This is a genomic window from Marinobacter sp. CHS3-4, from assembly GCF_030053415.1.
Classification (GTDB): domain Bacteria; phylum Pseudomonadota; class Gammaproteobacteria; order Pseudomonadales; family Oleiphilaceae; genus Marinobacter.
This window is the reverse complement of sequence record NZ_JASGBJ010000001.1, coordinates 1,415,680-1,435,051: the sequence shown is the minus strand read 5'-3', so window position 1 is coordinate 1,435,051 and position 19,372 is coordinate 1,415,680. Positions and strand designations below refer to the sequence as shown.

Annotated in this window: 18 protein-coding genes; 12 read left to right on the top strand and 6 right to left on the bottom strand. The window is 55.9% G+C overall.

Going from position 1 to position 19,372, the window contains the following annotated elements; all coding sequences use genetic code 11:
• Positions 1–6: 6 nt before the first annotated feature.
• The 3 genes from mreD to QLQ17_RS06645 all read right to left on the bottom strand — a co-directional run bounded on the left by mreD (position 7) and on the right by QLQ17_RS06645 (position 2,434).
• The gene (gene mreD, locus QLQ17_RS06655) at positions 7–483 is read right to left on the bottom strand and encodes a rod shape-determining protein MreD (protein WP_283208760.1); all 477 of its coding nucleotides are present in this window, start codon (positions 481–483) and stop codon (positions 7–9) included.
• A complete protein-coding gene (gene mreC / locus QLQ17_RS06650; RefSeq protein ID WP_502867355.1) occupies positions 483–1,328 on the bottom strand; it encodes a rod shape-determining protein MreC in 846 nt (281 codons plus the stop codon). The genes mreD and mreC overlap by 1 nt, the downstream gene beginning before the upstream one ends.
• Before the next feature lie 65 nt (positions 1,329–1,393).
• Positions 1,394–2,434 carry a rod shape-determining protein gene (locus QLQ17_RS06645; protein WP_283209055.1) on the bottom strand — a complete coding sequence of 347 codons (1,041 nt, stop codon included), beginning with the start codon at positions 2,432–2,434 and terminating at the stop codon, positions 1,394–1,396.
• A gap of 381 nt (positions 2,435–2,815) precedes the next feature.
• Here QLQ17_RS06645 and gatC point away from each other — a divergent pair, with 381 nt between their 5' ends.
• From gatC to gatB, 3 genes are read left to right on the top strand one after another with little or no spacing between them, the layout of a single operon-like run.
• Positions 2,816–3,103, top strand: coding sequence for an Asp-tRNA(Asn)/Glu-tRNA(Gln) amidotransferase subunit GatC (gatC, locus tag QLQ17_RS06640; protein WP_283208759.1), 288 nt, complete (start codon positions 2,816–2,818; stop codon positions 3,101–3,103).
• Between the two features lie 11 nt (positions 3,104–3,114).
• On the top strand, positions 3,115–4,572 hold the full coding sequence (gene gatA, locus QLQ17_RS06635) for an Asp-tRNA(Asn)/Glu-tRNA(Gln) amidotransferase subunit GatA (protein WP_283208758.1): 1,458 nt from the start codon (positions 3,115–3,117) through the stop codon (positions 4,570–4,572).
• A gap of 21 nt (positions 4,573–4,593) precedes the next feature.
• Positions 4,594–6,045 (top strand): Asp-tRNA(Asn)/Glu-tRNA(Gln) amidotransferase subunit GatB, encoded by a 1,452-nt coding sequence (gatB, locus tag QLQ17_RS06630; RefSeq protein WP_283208757.1) that lies wholly within the window; start codon positions 4,594–4,596, stop codon positions 6,043–6,045.
• Between the two features lie 411 nt (positions 6,046–6,456).
• On the opposite strand, the gene rimO is transcribed toward gatB, so the two are convergent.
• Positions 6,457–7,800 carry a 30S ribosomal protein S12 methylthiotransferase RimO gene (gene rimO, locus QLQ17_RS06625; RefSeq protein WP_283208756.1) on the bottom strand — a complete coding sequence of 448 codons (1,344 nt, stop codon included), beginning with the start codon at positions 7,798–7,800 and terminating at the stop codon, positions 6,457–6,459.
• Between the two features lie 145 nt (positions 7,801–7,945).
• Here rimO and QLQ17_RS06620 point away from each other — a divergent pair, with 145 nt between their 5' ends.
• The 4 genes from QLQ17_RS06620 (at position 7,946) to QLQ17_RS06605 (ending at position 12,202) form a co-directional block, all read left to right on the top strand.
• The gene (locus tag QLQ17_RS06620) at positions 7,946–8,350 is read left to right on the top strand and encodes a PilZ domain-containing protein (RefSeq protein WP_283208755.1); all 405 of its coding nucleotides are present in this window, start codon (positions 7,946–7,948) and stop codon (positions 8,348–8,350) included.
• A gap of 185 nt (positions 8,351–8,535) precedes the next feature.
• Positions 8,536–9,444: a sulfate adenylyltransferase subunit CysD gene (gene cysD, locus QLQ17_RS06615; RefSeq protein ID WP_283208754.1), complete on the top strand. Its 909-nt coding sequence runs from the start codon at positions 8,536–8,538 to the stop codon at positions 9,442–9,444.
• A gap of 1 nt (position 9,445) precedes the next feature.
• Positions 9,446–11,104: a sulfate adenylyltransferase subunit CysN gene (cysN, locus tag QLQ17_RS06610; protein ID WP_283208753.1), complete on the top strand. Its 1,659-nt coding sequence runs from the start codon at positions 9,446–9,448 to the stop codon at positions 11,102–11,104.
• 81 nt (positions 11,105–11,185) lie between these two features.
• Positions 11,186–12,202, top strand: coding sequence for a nucleoid-associated protein (locus QLQ17_RS06605; RefSeq protein ID WP_283208752.1), 1,017 nt, complete (start codon positions 11,186–11,188; stop codon positions 12,200–12,202).
• Between the two features lie 130 nt (positions 12,203–12,332).
• Here QLQ17_RS06605 and trmH read toward each other — a convergent pair whose 3' ends face one another.
• Positions 12,333–13,094, bottom strand: coding sequence for a tRNA (guanosine(18)-2'-O)-methyltransferase TrmH (gene trmH, locus QLQ17_RS06600; protein ID WP_283208751.1), 762 nt, complete (start codon positions 13,092–13,094; stop codon positions 12,333–12,335).
• 188 nt (positions 13,095–13,282) lie between these two features.
• Between trmH and miaB the strand changes: the two genes are divergently transcribed.
• The 5 genes from miaB to lnt are packed head-to-tail and all read left to right on the top strand — an operon-like array spanning position 13,283 to position 18,511.
• Positions 13,283–14,629 carry a tRNA (N6-isopentenyl adenosine(37)-C2)-methylthiotransferase MiaB gene (miaB, locus tag QLQ17_RS06595; protein WP_283208750.1) on the top strand — a complete coding sequence of 449 codons (1,347 nt, stop codon included), beginning with the start codon at positions 13,283–13,285 and terminating at the stop codon, positions 14,627–14,629.
• A gap of 34 nt (positions 14,630–14,663) precedes the next feature.
• A complete protein-coding gene (locus tag QLQ17_RS06590) occupies positions 14,664–15,638 on the top strand; it encodes a PhoH family protein (RefSeq protein WP_283208749.1) in 975 nt (324 codons plus the stop codon).
• 5 nt (positions 15,639–15,643) lie between these two features.
• On the top strand, positions 15,644–16,129 hold the full coding sequence (ybeY, locus tag QLQ17_RS06585; protein ID WP_283208748.1) for an rRNA maturation RNase YbeY: 486 nt from the start codon (positions 15,644–15,646) through the stop codon (positions 16,127–16,129).
• On the top strand, positions 16,126–16,977 hold the full coding sequence (locus QLQ17_RS06580; RefSeq protein WP_283208747.1) for a CorC family transporter: 852 nt from the start codon (positions 16,126–16,128) through the stop codon (positions 16,975–16,977). Before ybeY ends, QLQ17_RS06580 begins: the two co-directional genes overlap by 4 nt.
• Positions 16,978–16,993: 16 nt before the next feature.
• Positions 16,994–18,511, top strand: coding sequence for an apolipoprotein N-acyltransferase (lnt, locus tag QLQ17_RS06575; protein ID WP_502867366.1), 1,518 nt, complete (start codon positions 16,994–16,996; stop codon positions 18,509–18,511).
• Positions 18,512–18,684: 173 nt separating this feature from the next.
• On the opposite strand, the gene QLQ17_RS06570 is transcribed toward lnt, so the two are convergent.
• Positions 18,685–19,236: a zinc ribbon-containing protein gene (locus QLQ17_RS06570; RefSeq protein WP_283208745.1), complete on the bottom strand. Its 552-nt coding sequence runs from the start codon at positions 19,234–19,236 to the stop codon at positions 18,685–18,687.
• Between the last annotated feature and the right edge of the window lie 136 nt (positions 19,237–19,372).

The window sequence follows — 19,372 nt, the reverse complement described above, 5'->3', positions numbered from 1 at the left end:
GGTTACTTAACCCAATTTTCGGTTCAGGTTGTCCAGCAGCGGACAGAGAATTGGCCACACGAGGGCGCTGGTCAGAGCCGGCCACAAATAGCTGAACCCTGATTCGTCGGCGCCCAACGTCTGCTTGATAAAGTGAACCAGCATCTGGTTAATACCAAGCAGCAAAAACACCATCATGCATTGCTGTGGAAGAGGATACATTCGTAAACGCTGATGCACCGTGAGAACGAGAAAAGCAATCACACCCATCGCCAACGCGTTCACGCCAAGAGGCGTTGCCTCCAGTACATCCAGCAAAAGACCCAGGCACCAGGCCAGCAAAATTCCGAACTGTGCGGGTGCCCGGAATGTCCAGTAGAAAACCACCAGGCCAAGCCATTCAGGCCTGAATTCAAACCAGCCAACCGGGAAAAGAGAACTACTCAGCACCAACGCCAATACAGCGCTGATCAGGAAGACAGGGTAACTGATCACCGAGAGCATCAGGCATCCCCTCCCTGCTGAGTTTCAGAGGATTCATCAGGACCGGTTTCGGATTGGGGTTCCGTCGCCGATTCCGGCGTAAACACGACCAACACCAGTCGGCTTTTATTCAATTCAGCCCTGGGGGTCGCCTCGATTTCTACGAACGGCTCCCCCGGTTCCTTGGTGATACTGGCCACTTCAGCCACGGGGTAACCTTTCGGAAACCGGCCGCCGAGTCCAGAGCTCACCAGAAGGTCTCCCTTGCGAATATCCGCAGTGTCGGGAACATGGACGAGTTCCAACGCGTCCGCGTCGCCATTGCCGAGCAGAACCGCTCTCAGTCCATTGCGAACTACCTCTACCGGCACAGCATGGCTGCTGTCAGACACAAGAAGCACTCGGCTGGTAAAACTGCTGGTTTGCTGGACCTGCCCCATCAGTCCGTTGGCATCCAGTATGGCTTGGCCCGGCTTTACGCCGTCCCGGCTACCCTTGTTGATCACAATCTCATGGGAAAAAGGATCGGGCGAAACCGCCACTACCTCCCCCACAATCACGCGATCATCGAGTACTTCCGAGGAATTCATGAGTTGGCGCAGTTCGTTGTTTTCAGAAGCCAACGCGGCGTACTTGAGCGCGCGACGTTCCAGAATCAAAAGGCGGGCCTGCAGCGCTTCATTTTCTTCCAGCAGGTCATCGCGAGTGGTGAAAAGGCTGGATACCCAGTTGCTGAACTGCTCTGGCGCATTACCCAACCAGTGCACCGGAGCGAGTCCAGTGCCGATGGCACTTCGAACAGAGGTGAGTTGATTGAACCGTGCGTCGGCGACAATCAAGGCCACCGACAGCACGAAAACAATCACTAGACGTAAACCAGGGACGGGGCCCTGTACAAAGATGGTCTTAATAGCGAGCGCTCCCCACAGGTTTAACCCTCCTGGGAGAACATTCCGATACCGCTGCGGTCAATAACTTCCAGCGCTTTACCGCCACCGCGGGCCACGCAGGTCAGAGGATCTTCTGCGATGATAACCGGCAGGCCCGTTTCTTCACTGATCAGTTTGTCCAGGCCGCGAAGCAGCGCACCACCGCCGGTCAGAACAATACCGCGCTCGGCAATGTCAGACGCCAGCTCGGGCGGTGACTGTTCCAAAGCGCTTTTAACTGTCTGAACGATCTGCGCCAGAGACTCCTGAAGTGCGTCCAGGATTTCCTCACTGTTCAAAGTGAACGCACGGGGCACACCCTCTGCCAGGTTGCGACCGCGCACATCAATTTCACGTACTTCAAGCCCTTCATAGGCACAGCCGATTTCATGCTTGATTCTCTCGGCCGTGGAATCACCGATCAGGCTGCCATAATTGCGTCGAACATAGGTCACAATGGCTTCGTCGAACTTGTCACCACCGGTACGAACCGATTCCGCATAAACAATGCCGTTCAGGGAAATGATGGCGATTTCTGTGGTGCCACCGCCAATGTCGACAATCATTGAGCCGCTAGCTTCTTCAACCGGAAGGCCGGCACCAATGGCCGCGGCCATGGGTTCTTCGATCAGAAACACTTCGCGGGCGCCCGCGCCAAGTGCCGATTCGCGAATGGCCTTGCGCTCAACCTGGGTTGATTTACTGGGAACACAGACCAGTACACGAGGACTAGGCGTAATGAAACTGTTTTCGTGCACCTTATGAATAAAATGCTGCAGCATTTTCTCAGTGACCACAAAATCCGCAATCACACCATCTTTCATCGGCCGGATTGCCGTAATATTTCCAGGCGTGCGCCCGAGCATGCGTTTGGCTTCGGCACCGACAGCCGCCACGGTTTTCTGGTTGTTGTTGGTGCGAATGGCCACCACGGAGGGCTCATTCAGGACGATTCCGCGCTCTCGCACGTATATGAGAGTGTTGGCGGTGCCCAGGTCGATGGACAGGTCGCTTGAAAATAAGCCTCGGAGTTTTTTAATCAACATTCGTGTAGTTTCAACCTGAGAGTTGCAGTCGCGGAAAAGATGCCGCAACTTTAGCAGTGAGCACCCCCTCAGGCAAGGCACCATCCTTGCTCTGAAAGCTTGTTTTCCGCCATTTTGCAGCGTTTTGGCCTCTCCCGCGATTGTTCGAATCTGTTACCATACCTCCCTTATTTTTTACTTGGGTGCATGGGCACTTGTAATAGGCTCTTCCAAAACACGCTCAAGCACCTCCATGTGGCGCTTGGGCTCCGCCTTCCCTGGCTCCGCACAGCGTTGGAAGAGCCTCTTACAAGGGCCCCCAGACTCTCCGGCATCATCAGGATCTCCGAGTCAAAAAACCTGTAAATTACTGAACTTTCATACTTTGGGAGACAAATCGTGAGCATTTCCCGCGAGGACATTGGAAAAGTCGCCGTGCTTGCCCGCATTCGTGTGGACGAGGAGCAGGTCTCGGCGCTGGAAAAGGATCTGGGCAACATTCTGGATCTGGTGGACCAGCTGGGCGCCGCTGATACCGATTCGGTAGAGCCCATGGCCCACCCACTGAACGCAGTGCAAAAATTGCGCTCCGATGAGGTGACAGAAACGAATGAACGGGAACGCTTCCAGGCGATTGCACCGGCCACCGAAAACGGCCTTTACCTTGTGCCCCGAGTGATTGAGTGAAAGGACCCAGCATGCATAACAAATCCGTAGCCGAACTTGCGCGCGATCTGGACAGCGGCCAAGTCTCCAGCGTGGAACTGACCCGGGCGTTTCTCGACCGCATCAAGCAGGAAGACGGCAAGTACAACAGCTTTATTACGGTCACTGATGAGCAGGCATTGGCCGACGCGAAAGCAGCAGACGAACAGCGTGCCGCTGGCAAGGCCACACCCTGGACGGGCGTGCCATTCGCTCACAAGGATATTTTCTGTACCGATGGCGTGCGTACCACCTGTGGTTCGAAGATGCTTGAGAATTTCGTGCCGCCATACGATGCCACCGTCACAGCCAACTTCTGCCAGGCCGGCGCAGTGTGTTTGGGCAAGACCAACATGGACGAATTTGCCATGGGGTCGTCCAACGAAAACAGTTATTTTGGCGCGGTCACCAATCCATGGGGACTGGCCTCGGGGAACAAGCGCGTGCCGGGCGGCTCTTCGGGTGGTTCGGCTGCAGCCGTTGCGGGCCGCCTGGTTCCGGCCGCAACCGCAACCGATACCGGCGGTTCGATTCGTCAGCCGGCGGCGTTGTGCGGCGTGACCGGGCTCAAGCCAACCTATGGCCGCGTCTCTCGCTACGGCATGATCGCATTCGCCTCCAGCCTGGATCAGGGCGGTACCATCGCCCGGACGGCAGAGGATAACGCCTTGATGCTCAATGTAATGGCAGGCTATGACAGAAAGGATTCCACGTCTATCGATCGCGAGGTGCCGGATTACACCGCCACTCTCAACGAGCCTCTGAAAGGCCTGAAGATTGGTCTGCCGAAAGAGTACTTCAGCGATCAGCTCAGCCCTGCCATGGAAGAACAGGTTCGCAACGCGGTGAAGGAATACGAAAAGCTGGGTGCCACCGTTAAAGAAGTGTCGCTACCTAACGCGAAGCTGGCGATCGCCGCTTACTACGTGATTGCACCTGCCGAAGCCTCCGCCAATCTGTCGCGGTTCGATGGTGTTCGTTACGGCTATCGTTGCGACGACCCGAAAGACCTGATGGACCTTTACACCCGCTCCCGCGCCGAGGGCTTTGGCAATGAGGTCAAGCGTCGGATTCTGGTCGGCACTTACGCGCTTTCTGCCGGCTACTTCGATGCCTACTATCTAAAGGCCCAGAAAGTGCGCCGCCTGATCCAGCAGGACTTCATCAATGCTTTCAAGGACGTGGACGTGCTGATGAGCCCAACCACGCCGTCACCGGCGTTTATTCAAGGCGAGAAGACCAGCGACCCGGTCACCATGTATCTGGAGGACGTATTCACCATCGCCATCAACCTGGCAGGTATTCCGGCGATGTCCGTGCCAGCCGGATTTGTAGACGGTTTGCCCGTGGGCCTGCAGATCATCGGGGATTATTTCTCTGAGGCGCGCTTGCTGAACGCGGCCCATCAATTCCAGCAGGTGACTGACTTTCACCAGCGTGAACCGCAATAAGCCCGGGACAGGAGAAAGACTATGCAGTGGGACATTGTGATCGGGCTGGAAATTCATGTTCAGCTCGCCACCAAAACCAAGATTTTTTCCGGCTCCAGCACCGCTTACGGCGCCGAGCCCAATACCCAGGCCAACGCCGTTGACCTGGCCATGCCCGGCACCCTGCCCGTTCCGAATGAACAGGCCTTTCGCTACGCGGTCATGTTTGGCCTGGCGGTGAATGCCGAGATCGAGCGCCGCTCGGTGTTCGAGCGTAAAAACTATTTTTATCCGGATCTGCCCAAGGGTTATCAAACCACGCAGCTGGAACGTCCGATTGTCGGCCCCGGGTACGTTGACATTGATCTGTCCAACGGCGAGTCGAAACGAGTGCGCATCCATCACGCCCACCTGGAAGAAGACGCGGGCAAATCCCTGCATGAAGACTTTCACGGCATGACCGGCGTCGACCTGAACCGCGCCGGTACGCCGCTGATCGAAGTGGTCACCGAACCGGACATGACCAACGCCGACGAGGCGGTGGCGTTTGCCAAGAAGCTCCACAGCATTGTGACTTCGCTGGGCATCTGCGACGGCGACATGTCCCAGGGCTCTATGCGTTTCGATGTCAATATCTCGTTGAAACCAAAAGGCGAGGACGAACTGGGCACTCGAACCGAAACCAAGAACCTGAACTCCTTTCGGTTCATGGAGCAGGCCATCGCCCACGAAGTCGAGCGGCAGATGGACATCCTTGAAGACGGCGGTTCGATCGTTCAGGAAACTCGCCTGTACAATGGTGACCGGGACGAATCCCGCTCCATGCGTACCAAAGAAGAAGCGAACGACTACCGCTACTTCCCCTGTCCGGACCTGTTGCCCGTCGAGATCGACGACTCGTTCATCGACGAGGCCCGCAACAGTCTTCCTGAATTGCCGGATGCGCGGAAAGCGCGGTTTATGGAGCAGTACGGTCTGAATGACTATGACGCCAACCTGCTGGCCAGCGATTCAAAGCTCGCCGCTTTCTTTGAAGCCGCAGCTGAGCGAGGCAAAGACGCGAAACTGGCCTCCAACTGGGTCCAGGGTGAGTTTTCCGCACGACTGAACGCCGAGGAAAAATCTGTCGCCGAGTCGCCCATTTCTGGCGAACAGCTTGGCGACCTGGTGGTTCGCATTGCGGATAACACCATCTCGTCTGCGGGCGCCAAGAAAGTCTTTGAAGCCCTCTGGACCGGCGAAAACGACAACGTCGACGCCATCATCGACTCTCAGGGCCTGAAGCAGGTCTCTGATACCGGTGCTCTGGAAGCGATGGTAGACGAAGTTCTGGCTGACATGCCGGATCAGGTGGCGCAATACCAGAATGAGGAAGACCCGAAGAAGCGCAAGAAGATGCTTGGCGGCTTTATGGGACCTCTTATGAAGGCCTCGAAGGGTCAGGGCAACCCCAAGCTCTTTAATGAGATTCTGGTTAAAAAGCTTGGGGGCTGAATAGCGGACATGCGGCGTGGCTGTGGGTTTCGACCCTAGCCTGTTTGATTTGGGGGAGGCCTTGATGGGAGGCTTCTCCCAAAAAACGCTTCAAGCACATCCATGTGCGCTTGGGCTCCGCCATCCATGGCTCCGCACATTTTTGGGAGAAGCCTCCCACCAAGGCCTGCCAACTCCCAGATATCGCTACAGGAACGTACATCAATACACTGGCCGCGACGGTTTAACTCGTGACGCGTTATCTCAAGCGCCTGTCAGGCGGGGGCAATACCCCTTCCCAAAAATGTCGGAGGCCATGGATGGCCGGAGCCAAGCGCACACGGACGTGCTTGTAGCGGTTTTTGGGAAGGGGTATTGCCCCCGCCCAGCCACCGCAGCTAACAGGCTAGGGCCAGGTTAAAACCAAACAGGTCAAACCAAAGAAGCCCACAGATCATGCTCATCCGCGTGATCAACCACCGCCCGAACAATCTCCCCAGGCACCAGGTCGGTCTCTTCATTTAGGTAGACCATGCCGTCGATCTCCGGCGCATCCGCTTTTGAACGCCCGATCGCACCTTCTTCGTCGACCTCATCAATCAGCACCTCGATGGTAGTGCCAATTTTCGCCTGAAGACGTGCTGCCGAAATCTCTGCCTGCTTTTCCATGAAGCGAGCCAGGCGGTCTTCCTTCACCTCTTCCGGCACAGCACCTTCCAGCTCATTGGCCTTCGCGCCCTTCACCGGGCTGTACTTAAAGGCACCAACCCGGTCCAGCTGAGCCTCGTCCAGCCAATCCAACAGGTACTGGAAATCCTCTTCTGTTTCGCCGGGGAAACCGACAATAAACGTAGAACGGATCGTTAGCTCCGGGCAGATCTCTCGCCACTTTTTAATGCGCTCCAACGTCTTACTGTCGTGGGCCGGACGTTTCATGGCTTTCAGGACTTTCGGGCTGGCGTGCTGAAACGGTATGTCCAGATATGGAAGGATCTTGCCTTCCGCCATCAGCGGGATGATGTCGTCTACATGAGGGTACGGGTAAACGTAATGGAGCCGAACCCAAACGCCGAGTTCACCCAGCGCTTCGCACAGTGACTGCATCTTGGTTTTCAGAGGGCGCCCCTGCCAGAAGCCAGTGCGGTACTTGGTATCGACGCCGTAGGCCGAGGTATCCTGGGAAATCACCAGCAGCTCCTTGACTCCCGCATCGGCCAGACGTTTGGCTTCATCCATCACATCGCCAATCGGACGACTCACCAGATCGCCCCGCATGGAGGGAATGATGCAAAAGGTGCAGCGATGGTTACAGCCTTCAGAAATTTTCAGATAAGCATAGTGACGGGGCGTCAGTTTGATACCCTGGGGTGGGACAAGATCGACAAATGGGTCGTGGTTTTGCTTCGGCGGAACGAACTGATGGACAGCACCCACCACTTCCTCGTACGCCTGAGGGCCGGAAACCGCAAGAACACCGGGGTGGCTCTGACGAATGGTGTCTGCCTCGGCGCCCATGCAACCCGTCACGATCACCTTGCCGTTTTCGTTGATGGCCTCGCCGATGGCATCCAGAGACTCCTGTTTGGCCGCGTCAATAAAGCCACAGGTGTTCACCACCACGATATCCGCATCGTTGTAGGTGGGCACGACATCGTAACCATCCAGTCTGAGCTGTGTCAGTATGCGTTCTGAATCCACCAGAGCCTTAGGACACCCCAGGCTGATAAAGCCGACCTTGCCGGTGCCCTCGGGTTCTGGTGTCAATTTTTCTGTCATCTACTCGACCTCTATTTCATTTCTGTGACACTTGCATCACAATTTTCATCGCTCGCAAAGCAGGCGCTATAGTCTCACCTTGCTGGTTACTAAGTAAACAACTAGACTTTCAGGAAGTTAAGACAACTAATTATAAGAAATGATGATGAAGAACGTTGTTGCCAAACCCAACCTGCGCAACCAACAACGCGTTGACGTTGCCACCGAGGTCACGGTTGAGAAAACCGATGGCAGTTCTCTTGTATGTTCAGTCTCCAACATTTCCCGAACCGGCCTCATGATCGCATGCGGGCAGGATGAGGTACGGGAGCTCATCCCCAACCAGCAAACGCCAGCTCCGGGCGCCTGGATTGACGTAAAGGCCTCATTTTCGGTGCCAGTGGTGGCGGCGCAACCTGTCATCGTCGTAACGCATGGCCACATCGTTCACATGCGTCGCATTTCCCGTGACGAGTTTCAGATAGGTATTCAGTTCGCCGATTTCGAGGGCAACGGCTTTGACTACGTAGACAATTACGTCAGTAAGCTGCTTGCTGCTGAGGCCAATTAAGCGCCGTTTTCGCCCGGAAATGGCCGACGCAAACACTCTGCCCCATCGGCCTGACGCTATATTGTTATGACATGAAACTCTAAACGCCCTTCTTCTTATGCTACCGCCTATTCTGGTATCATCAGCGCTTTCATACGCCACGCCCTCGCATTTTGTGTAGGGCACGACACGCGGTAGCAGGAACGATGACTACTTATAACCTGACGCATCTCAAGCAGCTGGAAGCGGAAAGCATCCACATCATTCGGGAAGTCGCAGCAGAATTCGACAACCCGGTCATGCTTTATTCCATTGGAAAGGACTCGGCGGTGATGCTTCACCTGGCGCGCAAAGCTTTCCACCCTGGTAAATTGCCGTTTCCTCTGCTGCACGTTGATACCACCTGGAAATTCCGGGAGATGATTGAATTCCGGGACCGCAAGGCAAAGGAATACGGTCTGGACCTGATCGTCCACAAGAATGAAGACGGTATCAAACAGGGCATTGGCCCTTTCACCCACGGTAGTGCCAAGCACACCGACGTGATGAAAACCCAGGCCCTTAAGCAAGCGCTGGACAAGTACAAGTTTGATGCGGCCTTTGGCGGTGCACGCCGGGACGAGGAAAAATCCCGCGCCAAAGAGCGCGTCTACTCGTTCCGTGATGAATATCACCGCTGGGATCCGAAAAACCAGCGCCCCGAACTGTGGAACATCTACAACGGCAAAATCAACAAGGGCGAGAGCATTCGCGTGTTCCCGCTGTCCAACTGGACCGAGCTGGACATCTGGCAGTACATCTACCTTGAGAACATCGAGATCGTTCCCCTTTACTACTCTGCCAAGCGTCCTGTGGTTGAGCGTGACGGCACGCTGATCATGGTAGACGACGACCGCATGCCTCTGAAGGAAGGGGAAACGCCGGAAATGAAGTCCATCCGTTTCCGCACCCTGGGTTGCTACCCGCTAACCGGCGCCATTGAATCTGAGGCAGATACACTGCCGGAGATCATCCAGGAAATGCTGTTGGCGACCAGCTCCGAACGTCAGGGCCGTGTGATTGACCACGACTCGGCCGGCTCCATGGAACAGAAAAAGCGGGAAGGGTACTTCTAAGATGTCACACCAGTCCGATCTTATTGCAGAAGACATTCAGGCTTACCTGAAGCAACACGAAAACAAGGAACTGCTGCGCCTGCTGACCTGTGGCAGCGTGGATGATGGCAAGAGCACCCTGATTGGTCGCCTGCTGCACGACACCAAGATGATCTACGAAGATCACATGGCCAGCTTGAAAACCGACAGCGCCAAAATGGGCACCACCGGTGAAAAGCTGGATCTGGCCCTGCTGGTGGACGGCCTCCAGGCGGAGCGTGAACAGGGCATCACCATTGATGTGGCCTACCGCTTTTTCTCCACTGACAAGCGCAAGTTCATCATCGCGGACACACCAGGGCACGAGCAATACACTCGCAACATGGCCACCGGCGCGTCCACAGCGCAGGTCGCGATTCTGATGATCGACGCGCGCCACGGCGTGCTGACACAGACCCGTCGCCACTCGTACATTGCCTCGCTACTCGGCATCCGGCATGTGGTCGTAGCCGTCAACAAGATGGACCTGGTGGATTTTAGTGAAGAGCGCTTTAACGAAATCAAAGACGACTATATCGCCTTTGCAGCGCCATTGGGGCTGAAGGACATCCGCTTCGTACCCATGTCGGCTCTGGAAGGCGACAATGTGGTCAACAAAAGCGAGAACACTCCCTGGTTCGACGGCCAGCCGCTGATGGAGATTCTTGAAACCGTTCAGGTGTCTCACGACAAGAATCTGGAACACTTTCGGTTCCCGGTGCAGTACGTTAACCGCCCGAACCTGAACTTCCGTGGCTTCTGCGGGACCATTGCCTCTGGTGTTGTGCGTCCGGGTGATAAACTCATGGCGCTGCCGTCGCGCAAAACCAGTACCGTCAAGGACATCGTGACCTTTGATGGCAACCTCGCCGAAGCCTACATCGATCAAGCTGTCACCCTGACTCTGAACGACGAAATCGACGTGAGCCGCGGTGACATGCTGGTCAAAGCTGAAGACGAACCTGAAGTCGGAAACCGTTTCCTGGCGAACATTGTCTGGATGACCGATGCGCCTCTGGAAACCGGCCGACTTTACGACATCAAACTGGGCCCGACCTTCTCGTCGGCAACCGTGAAAAAGATTCACCACCAGACCGACGTCAATACATTGGAGAAACGTGAAAACCCCACCGAACTCCAGCTGAACGAAATCGGCCTTTGCGAGCTCACTCTGAGCCAGCCGATTGCTTTTGATGCCTATCCGAGAAACCACGTGACTGGCAGCTTTATCGTCATCGACCGCTTGAGCAATGTGACCATCGGTGCGGGCATGATCGCCGGGACTGCGGATACGGTTGAGTCTCTTGATCCAGTCAGCACGGAAGAGCGTCAGCGTCGCCTGGCACAGAAACCTGCGATCATCGCGTGTAATGGCAAGCAGGCGCCATCCCTGGCACTTGCCCTGGAACGTTCGCTGTTCGATCAGGGTAAAACATCGGTGGTTCTGACCGAAGACAACGCCGGTAATGTGGATGACCGACGCCGCGCGGCCCAGGTGGTCGCGGCTCACGGCCTGATCGCCATTGCTGTGAACCTTGGGTCTGACGTTGCTTCCGCCTCCATCGCTGCAGATGAAAGCGATGAGATCCCGGAAGCGGTCAGCAAACTGGTTCAGGATCTGCTTCGCAACAAGCGTATCTGATCTACATCAGCCGATCACACCGGGCCCCGCTAGCTTTCCGGCTGCGGGGCTTTGTTCGTTCTATATTCAGGAAGACTCGTTATGGCCATCAAACATCTGCGCATTGCCTTTGCTTCCCAACTGCAACCCGGCAGCCCTGCCCGGTTAATTGAGGGGGAGCCATTGGCTGAGCCCGGCGGAGACTATGAGGGACTGCAAAAGCAGATGAAGCGGCTGTTCAACAGCAAGCCAGGCAAGAAATACGGCCGATTTTCGGAAGACACCGGCGAGTCGCCTTTTAGCGCCTGGCTGGGGGATTACCTGGCAGATCGTCAAAGCTTTGCCTCAATGACAGACCGGCTGTTCAAGCAATGGCAAGAGCTTCTGACCGGCGCACAGGAGGAACATCAAGGGCACCTGATGTTAGTTCACGAAGCGCTGGCAGATTCGGAGGTTGTTTACCTGCTGATCATCGAGAGTGACAGCGCCCTGCGTTTTGATGGCCAGCAGGCGCTGGATACGACCGATGTTCTGAGCTTATCCCGCCTGAATCTGGCGGTTCGGATTGAAATCGACGACTGGAAAAGCGACCAGGCTGCTGAAAATTATCTGACGCTGGTTCATGCCCGTGGCACGGGAGAGATTGGCGATCATTTTATTCGTCTGTGTGGATTCACCAATCAGGTGGACGTTGAGAAAGAAACGCTAACCTTTCTGGACGCGGTCGAGGCGTTTGCCAAGTCTTCGGAGCCCGAAAAAGCCGGTGAGGTACGACACAAGGCCTACGAGTTCTGCAAGGAACAACACGCCCTGGGCGAGCCGGTGGAAATCGAAGCGCTGTCAGGTTACCTGGATGAAAATGAGCCGCAACGATTCAAGGAGTTTGCCTCTGAGACCGCCGAACTGCCTGAAAGCGGCGTGTTGCATCCCGATCATCGCAAGGTGAAAAAGCTGGTTCGTATTGCGGGATCCGGCGGTGGCATGAGTGTGTCGTTTTCATCGGACTTGGTGAATCAGGCCGTTTACTACGACCGGGACAATGATGCTTTGACAATCACGCGACTGCCCAAGGCGCTTCGGGAACAGTTGAAGCGATATCTGGAGGGGCGTGAGGAATAATCCTCCTTCAGCAGCCTGCTCGTTGGGGAGGCTGCCTGCGCCGCCGTTAGGTCTTTCCTTTCGGAAAAAGAACTCGCTGCGCTCAGACACCTTTGTTCCTGCAGAAAAGACCTAACCGCGTCCCAGACGATCAGGCCTCGTCAGGGTTCTCAAACGACTGTGTCCCGAACTGTTCAAACGCTTCGGCTTTTGCCCGCTTTTTTTCGGCGCGGATTGCCCTCACTTCTTTCATCCAGGCGACGCCGTCAATGAGTTCGCCGGTGTCCGGGTCGATCGGTGGGTAGGGCAGATTTCGGTCATCGCAGTAGCGCTTTACCACTGGCTGACACCAGCAGAACAGCAGGCGATTGTATTCATCGTCGGGCAGGCGCTGGTAATCATAAAGCCCGGCCAGTTTTCTCTGACGCTGGGCTTCCGAGAGGATGATCGCGCAGGCAGCGGACACGTTCAGTGACTCCACCATGCCCATCATCGGAATCACGATGTGTTCGTCCGCTTCGGCGGCTGCGCCAGAACTCACGCCATCGACCTCGTTGCCCAGGATGACCGTACAGGGAATGGTGAAATCCACCTCCCGAAAATCAACCGCACGGTCCGACAGCTGCGCCGCGTAGAGCTTATGGCCCTGCCCTTTCAAAGTCGCTACGGCGTCATCCATGGTGCGATGAGTGTGGGTCGTTACCCAGTTATAACTGCCACCGGCGGTCTTCCGGAACGCCCGAAAGCCCTCCTTCGGCCACACCACGTGCATGTTGGCCAGACCAAAAGCGTCACAGGAACGGATGATGGCGGACAGGTTCCGTGGCTTGTGGACCTGGTCAGTCAGCACGCTCAGGTCTGGCTGACGGGTGTTGAGGGTTTGTTTGATTCGGGCGAGGCGTTCGGGAGTCATGTGTTCAGTGTTCTGCATTTTTTCGACAAGCCCGGAATATTACCACATCAGGAATAGCAACAAGCCGATACAAAGGTGGTTGCCAATTGATCACCCCGTTATAATACGCAGTTCCTTTTTGATCAGGGCGCCGGTATCCTTCGCCGCCCGCAAACGCACCACCCATTTGCACCAAAACGTTGAGAATCATGGCCAAGAAGCTGTACATCAAAACCCATGGCTGTCAGATGAACGAATACGATTCGTCCAGAATGGCCGACCTGCTGCGCACCGGCGAAACCGTCGAAATGACCGACACGCCTGACGACGCAGACATTCTGCTTCTGAACACCTGCTCCATTCGCGAAAAAGCGCAGGAGAAAGTGTTCCACCAGCTTGGTCGCTGGAAAGGCCTGAAGAGTAAAAACCCCGACCTAATTATCGGCGTTGGCGGCTGCGTGGCGAGCCAGGAAGGCCAGGCCATCATCGACCGCGCCCCCTATGTGGACATGGTATTCGGCCCCCAGACTCTGCACCGTTTACCGGACATGATCACCGAAATCCGCGCCAAAGGCGACGGTGTCGGGGTGGTCGACGTCAGCTTCCCGGAAATTGAAAAGTTCGACAACCTGCCGGAACCCGGTGCCGAGGGACCATCCGCGTTTGTGTCGATCATGGAAGGCTGCAGCAAATACTGCACTTTCTGCGTGGTGCCTTACACCCGTGGTGAAGAAGTCAGCCGCCCGGTCGACGACGTCATTGCCGAAGTCGCTCATCTGGCCAGCCAGGGTGTACGTGAGGTAAATCTGCTGGGCCAGAATGTGAATGCCTATCGGGGCGAAACCCACGATGGCGACGTGATGGACATGGCCGAGCTGGTTACCCTGATCGCCACCATCGACGGCATCGACCGCATCCGTTACACCACCTCTCACCCGGTGGAATTCTCGGATTCACTGATTGCCGCTTACGAGCAAGTGCCCGAGCTGGTCAGCCATCTGCATCTGCCGGTGCAAAGCGGTTCGGACCGCATTCTGGCCGCCATGAAGCGTGGCCATACGGCTCTAGAGTACAAGTCCAAGCTCCGCCGCCTGCGCAAGATTCGTCCGGACATCAGCTTCTCATCCGACTTTATCATCGGCTTTCCAGGTGAAACCGAGAAAGACTTTGAAGACACCATGAAGCTGATCAACGACATCGGCTTCGATGTGTCTTTCAGCTTTATATACAGTGCACGCCCCGGCACACCGGCGGCAGATCTGCCGGATGACACCCCGATGGACGTCAAAAAGCAGCGTCTCTCCATTCTGCAGGAGCGCATCAACCAGCAGGCGATGGATATCAGTCGCAAGATGGTGGGGACAACGCAACGTATTCTGGTGACTGGCCTTTCGAAAAAAGACCCAGGCGAGTATGCGGGTCGCACTGAAAACAACCGCATCGTGAACTTCCGTCATGAAAACCCGGAAGTTGTAGGCAACTTCATCGATGTAGAGATCAAAGAGGCGATGCCCAATTCTCTACGTGGCATGCCCGTTGATTCAGAGATGTACTAACCCCCTTGGGGAAAGCACCAAACCTGGAGACTTTTTGAAAACCAACGACGCGAAACAGTTTGATCTTCACCCCGTCGATCAGGATCGCCTGGCTGCACTGTGCGGCCAGTTCGATGAGCATCTGAAGCACATTGAAAAACGGATGAGCGTGCGCGTGGGACGCCGCGGGCATCATTTCAGGGTGGAAGGCGAAAGCGAACATGTGGCCGCTGCCAGCGAAGTGATTCGCCACCTGTATCGTGAGACCGAAGCCACCAATGATATTTCGCCGGATACCGTGCACCTGTTCATCAGGGAATCCGGCTTTGAGCGACTGCCAGCGGATGTGCCCTACGACGGAGCCGTGACGGTCATCAAAACGCCAAAACTCCAGGCCAAGCCGCGCGGCGCAAACCAGCAGAAGTACGTTCATAACATCCGCACCCACGATGTAAACTTCGGCATTGGCCCAGCGGGCACCGGTAAAACCTGGCTGGCCGTCGCCTGTGCCGTGGAAGCCCTGAAAGACGAGCAGGTGAAGCGAATCCTGTTGGTGCGTCCGGCAGTAGAAGCGGGTGAGAAACTCGGCTTTCTTCCTGGCGACCTGGCCCAGAAAGTGGACCCTTACCTGCGCCCGCTTTACGACGCACTCTATGAAATGCTGGGCTTTGATCAGGTGACCCGGTTGATCGAAAAAAGCATCATCGAGATCGCGCCCTTGGCATTCATGCGGGGCCGCACCCTGAACAATTCATTCATCATCCTGGATGAGAGCCAGAACACCACCCGCGAGCAAATGAAAATGTTCCTGACGCGGATCGGCTTTGGCTCGACGGCGGTCATTACCGGCGACACCACCCAGGTGGACTTGCCACGCGGGCAGAACTCCGGGTTGATTCACGCGGCGTCGGTGCTGAGCGACGTGTCTGGCATTGGCTTCACCAGATTCGAGTCTCAGGATGTGGTGCGCCACCCGCTGGTGCAGCGCATCGTCGAGGCCTATGACGTGTTCGACGGTGGAGGCACCTGATCACCGTGGCCAGCCTGACTGTCGATATACAACTGGCAACCGAGTCAGAAGACCTGCCCGAGGCGGACACCATGCAACAATGGGCCAGTTCTGCCTGGCTCGGTGACCATGACTCCGAGGTAACCGTTCGTATTGTGGATACTGAGGAAAGCGCCGCCCTTAACGCCCAGTATCGCGGCAAATCCGGGCCAACCAACGTGCTTTCCTTCCCATTTGAAGCTCCAGCCGGTATAACGGTGCCGTTAGCCGGTGATTTGATCATCTGCGAACCAGTGGTTAAACGTGAAGCGTTGGAACAGCGAAAAACGGTAACTGCACACTGGGCGCACATGCTGGTGCATGGAATGTTGCACCTTCAGGGCTACGACCATATTAAAGATGACGAGGCCGAGGCCATGGAAGCCCTCGAGATCCAGTTGCTGGCGCAGCTCGGTTTCTGCAATCCTTACGAAATAACCGATGACATTGGGGAAACGGAAAAAGACGCATGAGCGACGATCAGTCGAGTCGCAGCCAGGGCAACAGTAAGTCCTGGCTGGAACGTATATCACAGGCCTTCTCCAGCGGGCCTGAGTCCGTCGAGGACGTGCTGGAAATCCTGCGGGATGCCGAATCAGAAAACATCATCGATACCGATGCCATGAGCATCATCGAAGGTGCGATGCAGGTGATCGACATGCGGGTGGAAGAAATCATGATCCCCCGCTCCCAGATGGTCACCGTTAAAGCCTCTCTGGAGCCAAAAGAATTCCTGGGTGAAATCATCAGCTCCGCTCACAGCCGTTTCCCGGTGATTGGCGACAGCCAGGACGACGTTATTGGTGTTCTGCTGGCAAAAGACCTTTTGCCTCTCGCACTGGATGGCAACCTCAGTTGGAACCGCATTCGCGAAATCCTGCGTCCCCCCACGTTCGTGCCTGAAAGCAAGCGCCTGAACCAGTTGCTTAAGGAATTCAAGGAAACCCGCAACCACATGGCCATCGTGGTGGATGAGTATGGCGGCACCGCCGGGCTGATCACCATCGAAGATGTGCTTGAACAGATTGTTGGCGAAATTGAAGACGAGCATGATTTCGATGAGGAAACCCACATCAAGTCACGCAGCGACGGCACCTATGCCGTTAAGGCGGTCACTCCGGTAGACGACTTCAATGAATTCTTTGAGACCGAACTGGACGAAGAAGAGTTCGACACGATTGGCGGCGTGGTTCTCAAGGAATTCGGCCACCTGCCCCGACGGGGCGAAAAGGTAAACTGCCAGGGGCTGGAATTCACGATTGCCAATGCCGACAACCGGGTGATTCGACTGCTTCAGGTATCGCGGCACGATGAGCGATAGCCCCCGGGCGACGGCGATGCCACCCGGTCTATCCAACGCCCCATTAATGAGGGCCTCTGCGCTTATAGTTGCAGGCGCCCTCCAGACGCTGACCTTTTCGCCAGTGAACTGGTGGTGGCTTGGGCCCGTGTCGATCCTTTTGATCCTTCTCTGCTGCCTGCCACTTGAACCTCAAAAGCTTTTCAAAGCTGGCTGGTTTACCGGGCTGGGTCTGTTTGGCTCTGGCGCCAGCTGGGTTTACGTCAGCATCAGCGAACACGGCAACACTTCGATCCCTCTGGCCGTCATTCTTACGGTTATTTTTGTGGCAGGCCTGGCCCTGTTTCACGGCATCGCATTCTGGGCCTGGGGCAAGCTGGCAAAACACAGTGCTGCTCGTCGTCTCATACTGTTCCCTGCTGTCTGGATAATCGGCGACTGGGTTCGCGGCTGGCTGCTGACCGGTTTTCCATGGCTGTACCTGGGTACCGCACATGTTGACGGCCCCCTTGCCAGCTTCGCTCCACTAACCGGCGTCCATGGACTGAGCTTTTGGGTAGCCGCCAGCGGCTGTGCCGTTTATGCCTGCTGGTGGTTGGTGCAAAACCTGAGGTACACCAGCGCTGGTGCTGTCGCCCTGGCCGCACTACTACCGTGGGCCATAGGCCCGACAATGGCCAACAGCCAATGGACAACCCTGGCCACATCCCCAACGACCTTTGCCTCGATGCAAGGCAACATTCCCCAGCAAATCAAATGGGATCCGGATTTTCTTCGGGATCAGATTGTCACCTACCTGGACCTGACCGAAGGCCACTGGAACACAGACCTGATTCTCTGGCCCGAAACGGCCATTCCCATCCCTCAGGACCAGGCCGGGAAGATCATTGACCACATTGGCGGTGAACTTGGTGAGAGCAGCACCCTGATCACAGGTATTCCCTGGTATGGCTTCAGCGACCGTATCGAGGATTTCACCTTTCACAACAGCATTATGGCCATCGGCAATGGTGACGGCATCTACCACAAACAACGACTGGTGCCCTTCGGCGAATACGTGCCCCTGCAGCAATGGCTGCGCGGCCTGATCGGTTTCTTCGACCTGCCGATGTCGAGCTTCAGCCGCGGGCCCTCAGACCAGGGCCCACTGACTGCCAACGGCACACGGATTATGCCTTTCATATGCTATGAAGTGGCCTACCCGGATTTCGTCGCCTTCAACGCCCGCAACACAGGTCTGTTGCTGACCATCAGTAACGACGGCTGGTTCGGCGACTCAATAGGCCCGCTTCAACATCTGCAAATAGCCCGTATGCGGGCATTGGAAACTGGCCGTTACATGCTGCGCGGCACCAACAATGGCGTAACCGCTATCATTGACGAAAAAGGACGAATCACCGAGACGATTCCCCAGTTTGAAAAGGCCGTTCTGACGGGTGAGGTATATGCCGCAAACGGTTCCACCCCCTATATGGAGGCGGGATCCTGGCCAGTTTTAACACTGGCAGCCATCCTGATCGTTTTCGTCCGCGAGCGCGTGATTCCCAAAAACTGAAGCTACCTGTCCGCTCAATCAACAGGGTGCCTGAACAAGAGGTGGGGAAGGTTTTTCTGACGGGATAAAGGTGTCTGAGCGAAGCGAGTTCTTTTCCCAAAAGAAAAATCTTCCCCACCTCGTCCTCGTTCGTTCCAGGATTGTGCTGGCCTCCTTATTTGCTCCACTTGGCATTATTCGTCTTTTCGTGGCCAGCGGCTGGTGACTCGTTCGTAATAATGAGACCCACACGCGTCGCAGGGTTCCAGGTGGCTGGTTGCGGTCAGGCAACGCATGTGGCCGCAATTGAGACATTTGAACATCCCGGCGGTGGCAACTTCACCGCTGATGTACTGGCTGGGTTCGTGACTTTCCAGTTTCTGGCTCAGTTCCAGCGTGTCAATTTTGGTTTTGTCTGCAACCGAAAAAAGCACGTTGGCTAACTGGTGCTCCAGCAATGACAGGTCCAGTTGAAGCCACTCCTTCAACCCCTCGCCGGTTTCCTCGACAAAATGCAGCAGGTGCTCAAGATCTCGCTGCAAATAAGCACCAAGAAGATCCGCCTCTTCCCTCGTCATCTCCGCCAGGTCGTACTCGAACTCTACCGCTCGCTCAATTTCCTCTCTGAGGGTGTCGCGAGTGGTTTCCTCCATATCGCTGAGCCGGGACTGTACCCGCTCCAGCATTCGATCGTAGGCTTCAAGTGCCTTGCCGGATAGATGGTTTCTTTCCTGCTCCGTTGTCATAACTGCTCTCCCAATCGATCTTGCTTCGGTGCATGCACCGGCCTGACTGCCACCCTTACCATAAGTCTGGCACAGGATTCAGAAATTGGCAGACTACCTGTAAAGCCTTCTGTGCGTTAGAATGATCGGCCTTTTC